At 53.9% G+C, this 17,196-nt stretch carries 10 protein-coding genes; 2 read left to right on the top strand and 8 right to left on the bottom strand.

Annotation, left to right across the window (positions count from 1 at the left end; all coding sequences use genetic code 11):
- Positions 1–1,034: 1,034 nt before the first annotated feature.
- Positions 1,035–1,229 (top strand): hypothetical protein, encoded by a 195-nt coding sequence (locus WC562_03280; GenBank protein ID MFA5055182.1) that lies wholly within the window; start codon positions 1,035–1,037, stop codon positions 1,227–1,229.
- 608 nt (positions 1,230–1,837) lie between these two features.
- On the top strand, positions 1,838–7,948 hold the full coding sequence (locus WC562_03275; GenBank protein MFA5055181.1) for a PKD domain-containing protein: 6,111 nt from the start codon (positions 1,838–1,840) through the stop codon (positions 7,946–7,948).
- Positions 7,949–8,055: 107 nt separating this feature from the next.
- Here the strand turns inward: WC562_03275 and WC562_03270 are convergent, their stop codons facing one another.
- From WC562_03270 to WC562_03235, 8 genes are all read right to left on the bottom strand, one after another.
- Entirely contained in the window at positions 8,056–9,066 is a 1,011-nt protein-coding gene (locus tag WC562_03270) for a radical SAM protein (GenBank protein MFA5055180.1), read from the bottom strand.
- Positions 9,063–9,554 carry an rRNA maturation RNase YbeY gene (gene ybeY / locus WC562_03265; GenBank protein ID MFA5055179.1) on the bottom strand — a complete coding sequence of 164 codons (492 nt, stop codon included), beginning with the start codon at positions 9,552–9,554 and terminating at the stop codon, positions 9,063–9,065. The genes WC562_03270 and ybeY overlap by 4 nt, the downstream gene beginning before the upstream one ends.
- 344 nt (positions 9,555–9,898) lie before the next feature.
- Positions 9,899–10,945 carry a 4Fe-4S binding protein gene (locus WC562_03260; GenBank protein ID MFA5055178.1) on the bottom strand — a complete coding sequence of 349 codons (1,047 nt, stop codon included), beginning with the start codon at positions 10,943–10,945 and terminating at the stop codon, positions 9,899–9,901.
- 125 nt (positions 10,946–11,070) lie between these two features.
- On the bottom strand, positions 11,071–12,447 hold the full coding sequence (locus tag WC562_03255) for a phosphotransferase (GenBank protein MFA5055177.1): 1,377 nt from the start codon (positions 12,445–12,447) through the stop codon (positions 11,071–11,073).
- Between the two features lie 24 nt (positions 12,448–12,471).
- Positions 12,472–13,257, bottom strand: a complete 786-nt coding sequence (locus tag WC562_03250; protein ID MFA5055176.1) for an SDR family NAD(P)-dependent oxidoreductase — start codon at positions 13,255–13,257, stop codon at positions 12,472–12,474.
- 131 nt (positions 13,258–13,388) lie between these two features.
- Complete coding sequence (locus WC562_03245; GenBank protein MFA5055175.1) at positions 13,389–14,480, bottom strand: hypothetical protein; 1,092 nt, start codon at positions 14,478–14,480, stop codon at positions 13,389–13,391.
- A 95-nt stretch (positions 14,481–14,575) separates the two neighbouring features.
- The gene (locus tag WC562_03240) at positions 14,576–16,051 is read right to left on the bottom strand and encodes an NAD(P)/FAD-dependent oxidoreductase (GenBank protein ID MFA5055174.1); all 1,476 of its coding nucleotides are present in this window, start codon (positions 16,049–16,051) and stop codon (positions 14,576–14,578) included.
- A 36-nt stretch (positions 16,052–16,087) separates the two neighbouring features.
- Entirely contained in the window at positions 16,088–17,128 is a 1,041-nt protein-coding gene (locus WC562_03235) for a 4Fe-4S binding protein (protein ID MFA5055173.1), read from the bottom strand.
- Between the last annotated feature and the right edge of the window lie 68 nt (positions 17,129–17,196).

Below are 17,196 nucleotides of genomic sequence, written 5' to 3'. Positions count from 1 at the left end.
ATATAATGGAATAGACTATATTGCTGATGGCATGTTTTTATTCTATCCGGATGCTGTCGGTGGATATTATGGATTGGGCCAGTATCCAGATGATCTTCCGTGGGATATGACTGGAGAGAATGATATAGATTGTGCTCTTTACTTTTTAGAAGGATTAGGTTATGTAACTGCTTGGTTAGAGCATGGTTATAAAGGAGAACTTGAGAATCTTATAATGACGGCGACTGGCGTCTCTCCTGTTGCAGATGCATACTCGGAGAGTTTGTTTACTCAGGTTGACGGTGTTTATACTTATCAAGGAAATCCTAGTGGTTGGAGTGTTACCTCTGGTTGTACTGATTCTCCAACTCTTACCGGTAATAGCAAAGCGTGCAATCCAACAATAGCGATCGTAACTACTGAATCTATTACCGAAATTACGGAAACGGGATTTACCGGCAATGGAAACGTCATAGCTATATACAACGGCAATGCTACTAGGGTTGGATTTTGTTATATGGAAGGTGAATCTGGAAGGCCTGGTATTGAAGCTAATTATGAAGTTCATGAAGATGGCGATTTCGGAGTAGGGGCTTTTAACCAGTCAATAACGGGTCTTTCATCTGGAACGAATTATCGCGTTAGGGCTTATGCTCTCGATGCTGATGGCGGAATTAGTTATGGTATTACGGAAACAGTCAGGACTGATGGGGAACCTCCGACGCCAACACCTACGCCATCTCCTACTCCTACCGCTGTACGTACTGTTGTAATATTCAATTCGTCTGGGAATTGGGCGGTTCCTGAAGATGTTACAAATGTAGAAGTCTTAGTAGTTGGTGGAGGAGGTGGTGGTGGATATGGACAAGCTGGAGGAGGAGGTGGTGGTGGTGGTGTTGTCTACAAGAGCAGTTATCATGTTACACCTTTTGATAATATATCAGTAGTTGTCGGAGATGGTGGAAGACCTGCATCTTGGATTTCTGGTCATATTGATGGAACGAATGGTGGAGACTCATCATTTGGTGATATAGTTGCATATGGTGGCGGTGTCGGTGGCAGTGCGAACCAATATCCCAATGATGGCGGATGTGGAGGTGGTGCTCCTGGAAATACTGCTTATTCTCCTGGCAGAGGAAGCCAAGGCGGATCTGGTGGCGCTGGTTATGATCGTTGGAATGGTGCAGCTGGTGGCGGTGGTGGCGGCGAGCCAGAAGATGGTTTCCCTGGAGGTTATGGTGGCTATATAGGAAATGGCGGGCCTGGGGGTGATGGCTATATTTCATCGGTAACTGGTGTTGCTACATATTATGCTGGTGGTGGGGGTGGGGGGACTTGGCATGCGTGTGACGCTGGTCTTGGTGGATTGGGGGGAGGTGGGAATGGTGGTGGATACAATACTGGGTATACTCCAACTAATGGATCTGCAAATACTGGTGGTGGTGGAGGTGGTGGAGGATACGATACTGAGCCAGATTCTGGAGCGTATGGCGGATCTGGCGTGGTTATTATATCATTGTCGCTTACCAGTGTCAGTGGTCCCTATGTCGTCTCCATGGGATCGTCGGTAACCTTCAATGGTAGTGGCCGAGGCCCCATAGTTGATGTCGAGTGGAATTTCGGAGACGGCTCGCCCATTGAGTCTGGGACTTTGACACCGACACATACCTATACTTCAGTCGGAATATATACGGTCATACTTACTATTACCTATGGGGGCGGCATCGTCGGTACCGACTATACAACCGTGACAGTGCTGGAAGATTTATCACTTAATGTACCCTATAACGGAACACTGAACATAGGTGGCCATGAGCATTTATTCAGAGTGAATCTTTCAAGTGGTGTGCCATTGCGTGTGAGTCTGAACGATACAGCTTCAGTTAATCGTAATGAGATATATATTAAGCACGGTGCACTACCCACTACAAGTGACTATGACTATAAGTCCTCCGTTAACGATTCTGCTGATCAGGAAATATTTGTGCCCATGGCCTATGCCGGCACATGGTATATCCTCGTCTATGGCAGTTATGTCTCCACAGTGAGCAACTACACCCTGCTGGCCACTACAGGAGACGTCATGCTCGCGGGGGTAACCCCTGTTAGATATGGCATCAGTAATGCATCTGTGTTGACACTGACTGGCGCAGGCTTCGATACTACAACAAACGTCGCTCTGGTTAATGGCAATGGCACAGTTCGTACAGCTTCTGTGATATCCGTGGATTCCTTTACTCAGATTACCGCAACATTTAATCTCACAGACCTTACTACTGGCCTTTATACTTTGCGCGCCTCATCCCTAGGCGGAGGCACAAGTGAGTTGACGAATGCCTTTGAAATCTTGCCTGCAGGTGAGGCCAAACTGGAAACCAATCTCATTCTTCCCAGTCAGATGGGTTACCACATGCCAGCTACCATCTATATCGAATATGAGAATACTGGGAATGAATCTATGCCCGCACCAATCATTTCTCTAACCGCTACGCAGAACGGGCGTGAAGGAGCTTTCCTTACATTGGACCCAACGCTTATGGGTAATGGCTTCTGGACATCGGCGGAGCCGGCGGGTTTCAGCCACAGCATTCAGGTGCTCGCCAGCGGCGCGACCCCAGGCGTGTTGCAGCCAGGAGAATCTGGCCGAGTTCCGGTCTATTACGCCGGGTGGCAGCAGCCGTGGGATTGGAAATACCCACCACTCATGTTCGGCCTTGGCGTGGTTACGTCAGATGACACCACAGTTATAAACTGGGATGAGCAAAAGGATTTGATGAAGCCTGGAACCATGAACGCTGAAGCGTGGGATGCACTCTTTGCTAATTTTGTGGCTATAGCCGGCGATACATGGGGCGACTATGTGAAAATGATTGACGACAACGCTATCTATCTGGGGCAATTGGGCAAGAAGGTCAATGACATTGAGCAACTGGCGAACTTCACATTTATGCAAGCAGATGGTCTTAAGACCGCCAGCTGTTCTCAAACATCCAGTACAACAGACGCTAGTGTTCAAACCCTCGGAATTGCACTCACGTTCACACGCTTCCTCGCCGGAACGATTTCACAACGATTTGAACTCGGTCCACTAGGCCGTGGTTGGTCATACAACTGGCAATATTCTCTGCATAAAGCTTCCGATGGCACGGTTACCGTGCTGTTACCGAGCGGCGGGCAGCGCATCTTTCAGCCGGACAGCCGCAACAGCAACTACCTTTCCACCGGTACGGGCGTGCTCACTGCGCTGGAGGGTGGCGCTTTTAGCTTGCGCGAAGCTGACGGCATGCTCTACGTCTTCCGCGCCGACGGCAAGCTGGATTACAAGGAGGATCGCAACGGCAATCGAATCACAGCCGATTACAGCGGCGACCTTCTCACCAGCCTGACACACTCCAGCGGCCAGTACCTGCAAATCGACTACAATGCCGCAGGTCGGATACAGACCATCACCGACTCCCTCGGCCGGCAGACTCAATTCTCCTACACCGCCGACAACGAGCATCTCTCCGGCGTACAGTATTATGATGGGAGAACCGCGACCTATGTCTACGGCACAGGAGAGGTTGGAAGCCCCTACAATGCCCTTATTGAGATGTCAACCGCATGCGCATGTACATGCTCCTGCGACACGCAGTATTTCACCTATGACGCGCAGGGGCGATTATCTGGAACCTATAAGGCCGGGAATGCCGAAGCGGTGACCTACACATACGACATCGGTTTGGTAACAGCTACCGATGCTCTGGGGAGTTCAAGTAAATCCTATTATGACTATCTGGGCGCATTGGTAAAAACCGTGGATCCTTTGGGTAATACCATAATTACTGACTTTGACGAACAGAACAGAGTTGTCAATGTGATTGATGCGGCTGGCTGTTCTTACAGTTACCGCTACGATTCTGACTATAATCTTGTCAGTACTACCGACCAGATGGGACATATGACTCGTCTCAGCTACACCGAACCGTTCAATAGTCTGGCTTCCCGCACCGATGCCAGGGGATATGTAACTCAGTATGACTATGACGATTATGGCAATCTCATATCTACAAACTATCCCGATGGCAGTCGGCAGTTCTGGGCGTATGATACGCTGGGCCAGATCACCGAATGGACCAACGGACGCGGCAATGTTACGAGCTATGCATATAATGGCAACGGACAAATTACCAGCAAGACTTACGCTGACGGATCTCAAACCGAAGCAGTTTACGATGCCCGCGGCAACACGCTTTCTACTACAGACTCAACGGGCACTACCGCTTATACCAATGATGCCAACGATCGCCTGATACGCATTGACTATCCCGCCGGACAATGGCTGCAATTCACTTATGATATGATGGGACGGCCTGCCTCCAGTCTCGATCAGGCTGGCCATCATTTGGATTACCAGTACAATTCCACAGGCAGACTGGAGAGCCTGACGGATGAGAACGGCTCCGAGGTGGTGCATTACACCTACGATGCCGTTGGGCGCATGGAGCGCCAGACGCTGACAAATGGCATTTATACAACCTACGCGTACGATGCGGCAGGCCAGATGATATCACTTGTAAACTACAACGTCGATGGCTCTATCCTCTCCCGCTTTGACTATACCTATGATAGCCGCGGCAGGCGTATCTCAATGGATACACTGGACGGCACGTGGACATATGAATATGATGATACGGGCCAGTTAATCCATGCCGTATTAACCTCGACTAACCCTGCGATTCCCAATCAGGATCTGGGTTATGTTTACGATGCCCTGGGCAACCGCATTTACACTATTGAGAATGGTGTCACCACAGAGTACACAGTCAACAATATGAATCAGTATACGCGGGTAGGCGACACCACTTATTCTTTTGATGCCGACGGCAACCTTGTTCGAGAGGTTTCGCCTGGCGGCACTAACACTTACACCTACAATGACGAGAATCGTCTCACCTCTGTAACCAAGGGCGCTGACACGTGGCAATATGTCTACGATGTTCAGGGCAACCGTGTATCTTCCATCAATAATGGCAATGCTACCAACTACATTACCGAGCCGTTGGTCCATGGAAATGCTGTTGGTGAATACGATGCCTCTGGTAACATTATCGCCCACTACAGTTATGGTACCGGACTGCTGGCGCGCACCGATGCCTCGGGCGACGTAGCTTACTACACCTACGACGCAGGCGGCAATACACAGCAATTAGTAACAGTTACAGGTGAAGTTGCCAACAGCTATACATACACACCATTTGGTGAAACGCTTATAAAAGCCGAGACTATTCCCAATTCATTTCAGTTCGTGGGGCAGTACGGGGTGATGGCAGAAGGGAACGGGCTGAACTATATGCAGGCTAGGTACTACGATCCTGAAGCAGGGCGTTTTACGAGTGTAGATCCCTTGGGATATAGTGGAGATAACGTAAACCTGTATCGATATGTGACAAACAATCCTATCTCTCTGATTGACCCAACTGGTCTTTCATGGTGGAGTCATTTCTGGTGCGGATTCACGTGTGGTATCGAGGAATTCACTTGCGAGCTCTGGTGCCACCTTTTAGCACCTACTCTATTGTTGAAGGTAATATGTTCAGCAATTTGTTTGGCTCGTACGGCCTGGTGCATATATGAGTGTGCCGGAGGGGAGGAGCCTGAGCCTATTCCAACATTCCCTCCGGAAGAACCCGATGATAGTACTCCCGTTGTAAACGCAAGTGACCCCAACGGTAAGCTCGGCCCATCAGGTTTCGGCTATGAGGGTTTCATTCAGGCAAACAGTGCAATGTCCTACCGAGTAGATTTTGAGAACGATGCCAATGCCTCGGCTCCGGCGCAGCAGGTGGTAATCATGGACCAGCTCAACGCCAACCTTAACCGGAGCAGTTTTGAGTTCAGTGAATTCGGCTTCGGCGATCAGTTCATAACTGTTCCTGACAATACTCAGAATTACCAGACTACCGTACCTGTGAGCTACAACGGCGCGGACTTTGAGGTGCAGATAGATGCCGGCGTCGATCTGAATACGGGGCTGGTGACAGTAACCTTCCAATCTATTGACCCCGCTACCGGCCTGCCGCCCACCGTAGACATCGGCTTCCTGCCGCCGGAAGACGGCACCGGGCGCGGCCAGGGACACTTCTCATATATAGTCGATACTAACGATGGGCTGACCACGGGCATCGAGATACGCAATGTGGCGCTCATCTCCTTTGACGGACAGGAGGTAATCGCCACCAACCAGGTGGACCCGCATGATTCGTCGCAGGGCACTGATCCTGAGAAGGAATGTCTTAACACTATCGATGCTGTTGCGCCGACGAGCCTGGTTGATGCGCGACCGGCGACAGTTGACAGCGCCAGCTTCACCGTGAGCTGGAATGGCTCAGATGACGTTGGCGGTTCGGGCATCGCTGGCTATGACATCTACGTTTCGGATAACGGAAGCAGCTGCGTACAATGGCTGGCTGCTACCGCCCAGACCTCGGCTGTCTTCACGGGAATTCCGGGACATACTTACGGCTTCTACAGCAGGGCGAGTGACAATGCCGGCAACATCGAGGGTTATCACGCCACGGCGGTGGATACAACTACAACCGTGAATGGGACGGCACCTGTTCCAATGCCGACACCTACGCCTACGCCTATCCCCAACGTACCTCCGGTGGCCGTACTCGGCAGTTTCCACCCCGTGAGCGAAGGGCCTTCCATAAACTTCGACGGCGGCGATTCTTACGATACGGACGGCAAGATCGTTAACTATGAATGGGACTTCGGTGACGGCTCTGCGGCTGTCACAGGCGATGACACGCCGGCACACGCGTTCGGGGACAACGGTATGTATACGGTCACGCTAACCGTTACCGATGACGACGGGGCCACGGGCTCGGTCACAGCGGCCATGACGGTCAATAATGCCGCTCCGATAGTTAACGCCGGAGCTGACATGGACAATATAATCGCCGGGATACCGGTCAGCTTCAGCGGCAGCTTCACCGATCCCGGCTGGCTCGATACACATACCATCGAGTGGAACTTCGGCGACGGCTCGCCGGTTGTTACTGGCACGCTTACGCCGACGCATACCTACACTTTAAGCGGTGATTACACAGTAATTCTCACTGTAGCGGACGATGACGGCGGTGTCGGAAGCGATACATTGACGGTTCATGTGAACGCGCCTCCCGAGGCCGTGATCGGCGGTCCGTACGCAGACGATGAAGGCTCGCCGGTAAACTTCGACGGCAGCGGCTCGTATGATCCGGACGGTTCGATTGCGAACTACGAATGGGACTTCGGCGACGGCTCGGCGGTCGTCACGGGCGATGCGGCGCCTGCGCATGCATATGGAGACAATGGTGAGTACACGGTCACGCTAACCGTTACCGATGACGAGGGTGCAACGGATACGGCTACAGTAATCGTAACGGTAGACAACGTCGCTCCGACCGTGGATGCAGGATCGGATGTGTTTAATGCGATGGCAGGTACGCCCATCGACTTCAGCGGCAGCTTCACCGATCCGGGCTGGCTCGATACTCATACTATCGAGTGGGACTTCGGTGACGGCACGTCGGTTGTCACCGGCACACTGACGCCATCCCATACATATGCTTCAGGCGGTACGTATACTGTTACGCTCACCGTGACCGATGACGACGGCGGCACAGGCGTCGACACGGTCGTAATCACAACATGGAACTACGCATTCGAGGACACGGATAGAGGCACCGAGTTGAGGATAAATACGGATGAAAAGACATTTCAGTTTATCGCGCCTGATTATAACTCAGGGATTATAGATGCCAGTTTGATGCTGGTGCACTATCTGCGCCGGGGAACATGGATAAATATAGTACATATGGATGGTGAAATGATATTTACCGCCATTGCGAATGGCGGTGAGAGGGATACTTGCCAGGCGGTTTTGTTCGATAGGGTATCGAAGAGGATGTTTCATCTCCATGATGAATGGGGTATAGAATAGGCACCTTCGAGCTTTAAAATAGATGACCGCTGGTATAGGGATTGCTTCGTCGCCTGCGGCTTCTCGCAATGACGATAGAAACATAGGGGCGGGTTTCAAACCCGCCCCTATCTATACAGCCCGCCCATGTAAACCGGGTATTTCTCGCTGCTGTGTTTGGCTTCTTCTACCAGATCATCGATCTGCTTTAGCATGCGCTCCTTGTCTTTATTCGGAACACCATCGATTCCCCACATGTAGCGGTTGGCGATGTGGTCGCCGGCTATGAACTCGGCGTCTACGTTGAGTAACTCGACGAGGAGGCGCACTTCGCGCAGGAGTGCTTCCGTGGTCTGTCTGGTGAACTGGCCGTTCTCGTACCGTTTGTGCAGCGGCGTGTTCTCGGGCACATACAGCGTTCGCAGTCGAATAAAATGCGGGTTGACGGCGTTCAGGACGTGTGCCGTGCCGCGCACATGCTGCTCCCACATCTCGCGCCCGCCCAGGCCGGGCATGACGTACATGGAGAGCTCGAATCCGGCCTCGATGGCCTTCCGCCCGCCGGTTATCATCTCCTCCTGCGTGGCGCCCTTCTGAATTATCTTGAGCAGCTCGTCGTCGCCGGTCTCCAGCCCAACGTGCACGCGGGTCAGGCCCGCTTCGCGCAGCATCTTAAGTTCTTCGAGCGTTTTCTTGGCCAGCGTCTTGCCGCGGGCGTAGCTGGTCACCCGCTCGATGGTCGGGAACGTCTCGTACAGATATCGAACTATCTTGGCCAAATCCTCGGATTTGATTATCACGCTGTTGGAGTCGGCGATGAAGACGTTCTTGACATCGCCCTCGCTCAGCCAGTACACGCCGTTGGCGCGCGCTACCATGCCCACGTTGTTTATGTTTCCGGTCTTTAAGGCGTGGGACTTTATCTCGTCGGCGTGCTTCTTCATGGCGCGGATGTCGCTCTTGACCTCCTCCACCGAACGTATCTCCAGCTTGGTTCCGGGGTACATCTGGCAGAACTCGCACTTGTTCCAGGAGCAGTTGCGAGTCACGCGTAGCAGCAGACTATAAGCTTCCGTCGGTGGTCGATATGGCGGCTGCTCGTAGTAATCGTCGTTTATTTCAGGTTTCTTTTCCGTCATAGCTCGATTTTCCTGAGTATTATATCCTCGCGCTTCCTCATGGCGGCTTCCGATGCATCGTCCTGGTGGTCGTAGCCCAGCAAATGCAGCAGGCCGTGCACCACGAGCCAGGCCAGCTCGGCCTTTATCGTTTGTTTGTTCTCTCTAGCCTGCGATGCCGCCTGCGGGTACGATATTATGACCTCGCCCAGGCGCGATATTTTGTCGGGTGGGGTTACGAATTCGGTGTCGTCCCTGTCCTCGGTCAGCGCAAAAGTGATGACGTCGGTGGTCTTATCGACGCCGCGGTAGTCGCGGTTCAATCGATGCACTTCATCGTCGCCGGTGATGAGCAGGCTGAGCTCAACAGGACGATTAACTTTCTGCGTCGATAATGTAGTTGCAACGACCTCGCGCAGCCATTTCTGTGTTAGGCGTCTGCGATAGAGCGGTTTGATGTCGATATTTATTTCGTGTGCTATCAGATGGTCAACCCCCTGAATCCCCATACATTGGTCATCGGGTAGGGGCGAACCTATGTGTTCGCCCACTTCGGGCAGACACATGGGTCTGCCCCTACGGGACACCTCTTTTTTCGACCTGTCATTGCGAGTCCTTCCATGATATCACGGTATATGGAAGGACGACGCGGCAATCTCGTCGTTTATATCGCCTGTTACAAAAGGAGATTGCTTCGCTTCGCTCGCAATGACAGCGGGCGAATGGCCATTCGCCTTTACATCTGGATTATCCTTCTGCGGAAGGATGATGACACAAGGAAAAACCTTACAATTCGATTGTAACACCAACGACGGATGGCGCTCAACCGTGAATCGTCGGTATGGGGGACTTGCTAAAGCTTGTCGACGTGGCTTTTGACCTCGTCGGCGACCTCGATCTGCTGAGCGCGCCTGACCAGCTTGATGGCGTTCATGTCGCAGTGGGTCACGCACACGCCGCAGCCGATGCATTTATCGATATCCACCTCGGCCACATCTTCAAGTTTCAGCGCGTTCACAGGGCACATATCGATGCACGCGCCGCATGCGGTGCATTCAGCTTCATCGATTACAGGAATGAAAGGGGAAGGAATCATCGTCTGTGTGTTCAGCTTGTGCAAGCCGATGAAGAGCGGGCAGCAGTCGGTGCAGCAGTTGCAGATGAATCCTTCGATGTTGATGGTGTGCACCAGGCCTTCCGCGTTGGTCTTGCGCAGCAGGTCAATCGCCTCGTCCAGCGTGATCTCGCGGCCCATCCCGTGCTCGACGCACCATCTTCCCGTGTCCCCGGAGTGGAGGCAGGTCTGCAGCATGTGCTGGCAGTGGTCGTCGGGCTCGCTGATCCAGTGCGAGAGGCGGCAGGGGCAGGTCGACAAACAGAAGAAGTTCTGGCTCTTGAGGAATTCGACGAGGTTCTCCTCCGGCTTGGCGTCCTCCGGCAGCACCCAGGGGTGGGCCCACACCGGCGCGAAGGGGAAGCCCAGCTTGCACATCTTGTCCCGTATCCACTCGTACAAGGTCTGGTGCAGATACTTAGCCAGTTCCAGGTCGTAAGGGAAGCGGATGTTGCCCATAAGCCCGGTCTCTGTAAAGCCCGGCGCGCAGCTGCCGAGTATGCGGTATTTGGGATCTTCCTTGCCCGGATCTATCCACATCGTTCCTTTGTCCGCCATCGTGTTCATGATCTTCTTGAGTGCGGCCTTGTCCTTGCCCGTCTTGGCCGCTATCTCGTCCAGCGTCATGCCCTTGAGCCCCACTTCGAGGGCCAGCCGCGCTTCGTCGGGCGTCATCTGCAGGCTCAAGAGCTTCAGAAACGCAGGGGTAATTGATACGCCGACGAAATGCGGGTCGTCCCGGTTGATCATCTCCGCGACTTCCTGGTACAGCTTTTCGTTCTCCATAGCGGAGCCCCCTTTGACTCGTATTTATCGGCGCCGGCTTCCAGACACTATCGGTGCTTTTGATTCAGCTAGTTCTTAGGTTTGCCCGGGTTCAAGCGGGAAAACGTCGCAGTACTCTTGAGGCGTTATTTCCCCTTGCTGAATCTGGATATCATGTCTTCTAATTGTAGCATCAGCGATAGATCGCCCTCAACCTTGAGCTTGCCGCCCATGAAAGCCTGTACGCGGTCCAGCTTTCCGCTCTGGATGTCATCCCAGTCCTGGGCCGTGGCGGTCACTGTAGCGCTGGGCGTCATATCCTCGACGGTACCCTCGTAGCGCCGGCCCACGCCTTTGTCGGAGATGAGATACCAGTCGCAGCCTCCGGGGCCGGTGAGATGGAGTTGCACGGCCACCTTCACCTCCTCGATCTTTGTCGATTCCCTTTTCTTGCCTCCCGGCGCGGGGAGGTCCAGCAGCTCGGCCAGCCGCTGGGTGCAGGCGTTGTCGATCTCGAAGTTCTCCGTTGGCGACGGCGCGCCGGTGGCCTTCATATGCTGGGCGATCTTGGCCATGACCACGCCGAACTTGAACGCGGCCAGCACCTCGAAGTAATGCAGGTTCTGTACCTTCCACCCGGTCAGCTTCTCGTAGCGCTCTATCGTTTCTTCCTGGTCCGGGAAGCCTTCCAGGCGCGGTATGCCGTAGCCCAGGCTGTGGTGCCAGTCCAGGAAGAAGAACCACGCCAGGTCGGATATGGGGTCGCATATGGAGGCCATCTCCCAGTCGAGGACGGCGACCACGTCGAAATTATCGTCGTAGAGGAGGTTCGGTATGCGGCAGTCGCCCCAGCACAGCGTTACGCGCTCGGGGACGAAGCGTTTCTCCTTGAGCCACTCCAGCGCCTTGTCCAGAATCGGCTGCGGTTCCTTGCGCACCCAGTTCAGGTAGCGCTCGTAGTAGTCCAGCTGGCGGTCCAGCGCATCGGTGCCTCCCTTCGGGATGCCCATGAAGGAGAAATCGTACTTCTCCCAGTTCAGTTTGTGTATCTTTGCCATCATATCAAGGCAGCCCCACCACATCCTGGCCCGCTGCTCCGGGGTGCTCTCAACGCAGAGCCCGGCGGAGTGGTAGGGGGGCACCTCGCAGGCGGTGATGCCGGGGATGAATCCCATGATGTAGAAAGGACTATCGAGTATGGATGCATCCATTTCGAGCCAGTATGTCTTAGCTACAGGTATGCCGGATTTTTGCAGTTGCTCGATGGTATGGAACTGCATCGCCAAATCGTAGTCCAGGAAGACCGGATAGTCCTGTGGCTGCCAGCGCAGCACAAGCTTCTCCATTTTGCTCTTGCCGCCTTCCTTCCAATTCATGTCGAAGAAGAAGGTCTCGTTGGCGAAGCCGCCCGCCGAGCGTTTCAACGGAGAGATCGTCAGGTCTACGGCGTCAGGCATTTTGCCCTGGATCCATTTCTCCAGTTTCACCTGCATCTTCGCGATATCTATATGCCGGTCGAACATCGTATCCCTCCTCGAAAGTTACCTTTAAAGCAGGGCCAGGGTGCCCCAGCCGCCGTTGACATCGAAAGTCTGCCCTGTGATATAACCGGCGCCGTCGGATGCCAGGAAAACCGCCAAAGGGGCGATGTCCTCGGGGCGGCCCAGCCGCTTCAGTTGTATATCTTTTGCCGCCTCGGCCCTGCTCTCGGGCGTGGTCCACAGCATCTCGGTCGAAGACGTCAGTATCTTGCCTGGAGCGATGCAGTTGACGCGGATATTGTAAGGCGCCAGCTCGCAAGCCAGAGTCTGGGTGAAGTTTATGATAGCTGCTTTGGTGGCCGCGTACGGGGCGAACATGGGGGCGGCGGTGCGGCCGAAGAGCGAGCTTATGCTGATGATGTTTCCCGATTTCTGTTTGATCATAACTTTTGCCGCGGCGCTGCTGAAAATGAAGACGTGCTTCAGGTTGCCGCGGATGTTCTCGTCCCATAGCTCCTCGCTCATATCCGCCACCGTCGACGGGAAGACACCGGCGGAAGCTCCTCCGGCGTTATTTACCAGTATGTCGATGCGCCCGAACTCGTCCATAGTCCGCTTTATCGCGGCGTCCACGTCGGCGGCCGAGCGAACATCGGTCGGGATCGCCATCGCTTTTCTGCCCCTGCTTCGGACCTCGTCTGCCAGGCTATCGATGTCTTTGGCGGTGCGGGCCAGCGCTACTACGTCGGCGCCCGCCTCCGCCAGGCCGAGCGCGATCCCCCGGCCGATGCCCCTGCCGGCTCCGGTGATGACAGCCACCCTGTCCGTAAGTTTAAATTTATCTAATATCATTTTTGTACCTCTGATTGGGGATTATCAACACTCTATATCTAATTTGTCATTGAAAGTGGTCCTTCCGCGATATCGAGGTATCTGTAAGGACGACGCAATGACAGACAACGATTCATGAATCGTCTCCTCTGCTAAAACCCGTATTTAGGGAAGGAGCCGAGTATCAAGTTCTCGATAATGCCGTAGCCGGTCTCTTTGCCGCAGCGGTACTCGCATACGGCGTCGTCCAGGCCGTGAACCTGGTTTGCTACCTTCGGATCGGATACCTTCCACTTCTCGCCGGCTGTCCAGTACGGCCCCTTCCAGATGCCGTGGTAAAATCCGTCATAACCTACATAGCCGCCGCCCATCAGGTACATGGTGGTCAGCTGTTTCATCGATATTTCTTTTTTCTTGCCGTCGGCGGTATGCAGGACAACCTCACCCGATTTCATCCTGCCGCTGCCGGTGTGATATTTGAAATCGTGATCCACCTTCACGATCGGTATCTCTTCTTTGTTCTTGCCGAATCCGTACATCACTGCGCCGGAGAGGTATTCGACCACTCCGGTAGACTTTTCGATAAGGTAGTAGGTGACGCCCCAGTCCTTGAACTGGGCGGTGAGCCAGTTGATCATCAGATTGGCAAAGAAGGAGATGTCAGGCGACTGCACACCCTGCTCCGGCGCGCCCACGCCCATGCGTATGCCCCACGAATGATCGCGCTGGGCGCGCCACGACTTTTCGTCGACATCGTATTTCTTGCCGTCCACCTTGATCCAGCCTTTAGCCGTGCCAAGCTGGCACATGCGGCAGGTGTTCATGAATATGCGCCCCTTATCGCGGCGCACCTGCGGTATCTCCTCATGGGCCGGCATCCTGCCCGTGAACTCCAGGTCGTAGCTGATACCCTTGTCGTTCTTGTCGAGCCTTACCCGTATCCGCTTGAGCGGCTCGACGATCTCCCACGAGAGCGGGCCGACTACCAGTTCATCGGTTTTTGGTCTGAGCTCGCGCGAGAGCCTCATGTTGTGCTGGATCTTGTTCTCGACGTTCACGCAGCCGTAGCCGTCCATTACGTTGCGGTTGGGGTAGTAGCCGAAGCCCGTGGCCAGAACTATCTTCCCCGTAGTGTCATGCACGTTCATCCAGTACTTCTCGGTGAACTGGCGGTCGCTGTCCAGCACATGGTCCAGCGTGTCCACGATCTGGTGACAGTTGAACTCGTCATATTTCGTTAACATAATCTACCTCCACGATGCTTATTGCACTAGTAAACATTTCATTGCTACAAAGTTCAACGGCTCAATTATTTCAGGCCCGGCGGTTTCACTAGCTGCTATTTTCCGAACATCTTTCTTTCACGATAGTACATCTGTACCATCGGCGCTACTCTCGTTCCGGAACTCACCGCCTGGTGGGTACCGAGATAACCGGCGCCGCCGGCGTCGTGACCAACGTAGAATAGCCCTCCTATCGGTGCCTTGACCGATGGCTTACTCCGTCCGCAGTAGCCAACGCTAACCGCAAGTCCGACCGCCTCCCCGCCTACACCTGGCAGGACGGAGTCCCTGCTCAGTGATGCCACCTGGGCTGGGCCTACATAACCTTCACGAGCTTCAATGTATTTCGATTCTGCCGGGAACATCTCAATAAACTGCTCATCCACCTTTTTCTGCAGTGCCTTGATCGATTTATCTTTCGGATCCGGTGAGCACCAAGTGCCCACCAGCAGCATCTGTTTGCCTTTGGGCGCCATCTCGTTATCGAAGTGCGCCGGGTTCACCGCATAGAAAGATACGACATCGGGTATTTTGCCGTTCTTCATTTCCTCAAGGCGGGCGGTATCCAGATAACTTCTCTCCGACGTGCCGACGTACACACCGTGCTCCATAACCGGCTCCTTAAATATGTATCGTTGGCAGCAGAAACCCAGGCTGGGGACTATGCCCTTAACGTAATTCACATACGACTTATCGAAATATTGTTCTCCGACCAGTTTGAGCACCGTTGGCTGGATGCCCGCGTTGCTGACAATGATCGGAGCCCTGTACACCTTGTCCCTGGTAGCGACACCGGCTACCTGCCCGTCTTCGACAAGGATGCGCTCGACACGCGCCCTGAGCTTCAACTCGCCGCCATTCGCCTTAAGCACGTTGATAATGTCTTCAACCAGCTTGGAGTAGCCACCCCTGGGAAAGCACGGCGTTGTTCCCGCAAAAATCTGCATGATTTTGGCTAGTTCCCATATGGCTACGAGCTCGTAAAGGCCGGTGGCCATCACATTCGATTGCACGGCGAGGAAGCTGAAAAGGGGCTTAGGCAGGTCGCCCTTCTGGGCCACCCACTGCTGAACGCTAACATCGTTCAGGGCGTCCAGCTGCTCCGGTGTCATCAGCGCCATCTCAGCCAGGATGTTCAAGGCCACCTGAGAATCTTTCTCGCTGAGTTGCCATGCATTAAACATATTCAATGTCGAGTCCAGACCCTGTGGCCCGGCCGCATTTATTGAAGGAATCCACTTGCCTTTCGGCTGCCGGTACATCAGGCAGTTGGACCCGGGGATAATGTCCAGCTTCTGCTCTATGCCCAGCTGCTTGAAGGCATCCACGAACGGCCCTGATTCCCTGGGTATGCCGAATGTGGGCCACATCTCGCTTTTGAAGCCGCGGGCCGAGATACCCATCTGCTTGCCGCCGACGCGGTTGTTCTTATCCAGCAAAAGTACCTTGAGGCCCCATTTTGCCAGTAGTGCACCGCATACCGCACCTCCTAACCCAGCTCCAACAACGATAGCATCATAATTCTTATTCATATTTCTCCCTAGAGCCCTTTTATTGATTATTGGAGCTTATCCTATGTGATCCTTCACATCCGCCGGTATCTCAACCTGCTGGGATCTCCTCGCCAGCTTGATGGCGTTCATATCGCAGTGTGTCACGCACACGCCGCAGCCGATGCAGGTATCGATATCCACCTCGGCTATGTCTTCTAGCTTCAATGCATTTACCGGACAGAGGTCGATACACGAGCCGCAGGCGGTGCATTCACCCTCATCGATAACCGGGATGAAGGGGGAAGGTATCATCGTCTTTGTATTAAGTTTGTGGAAGCCGATGAAAAGCGGGCAGCAGTCGGTGCAGCAATTGCAGATGAATCCCTCGATGTTGATAGTGTGCACCAGGCCTTCCGCGTTGGTTTTGCGCAGAAGCTCAAGCGCCTCATCGAGGGTTATCTCGCGGCCCATCCCGTGTTCCACGCACCATCTGCCGGTGTCACCGGAATGGAGGCAGGTCTCCAGCATATGATCGCAATGGTTCTCCGGCTCGACGAGCCAGTGCGAAAGGCGGCAGGGGCATGTCGATACGCTGAAGTAGTTCTGTCCTTTGAGGAAATCGACGAGGCTCTCCTCCGGCTTTGCGTCGCCGGGCAGCACCCAGGGATGAGCCCACACCGGCGCGAAGGGGAAACCCAGCTTGCACAGCTTGTCCCTGGCCCATTCGTATACTACCTGGTGAAGCGTTTTCCCCAGCTCCACGTCGTAAGGGAAGCGTATATTCCCGAACAGGCCGGTTTCCACGAGGCCCGGCGCGCAGCTGCCCAGGACGCGGTACTTGGGGTCTTCCTTGCCCGGATCGATCCACATCGTTCCCTTGTTTGCCATGGTGTGCATCATCTTCTTCAGGGTTTCCCTCTCCCGTCCCGTTTTCTGCGCCAGTTCGTCCAGCGTCCCCCCGGTGAGTCCCACTTCCAGTGCCAGTTTAGCCTCCTCCGGTGTGAATTGGAGGCTGAGTAACTTGATAAAGGCGGGGGTTTGCGGCATGCCGAGGATGTGCGGATCGTCTCTGTTTATCATCTCCGCCAGTTGTTTGTACAGCTCCTCACTTTCCATTTGCTGGTCCTCCTCTTACTGTTTTTGACACCTTTCGATTTGTTATTTAGATTGGATGTTATTCTCTT

It is taken from the genome of Dehalococcoidia bacterium, from assembly GCA_041649635.1.
GTDB lineage: Bacteria > Chloroflexota > Dehalococcoidia > E44-bin15 > E44-bin15 > JAYEHL01.
The sequence above is the reverse complement of the archived record's forward strand: the minus strand, read 5'-3'. Positions and strand labels throughout refer to the sequence as shown.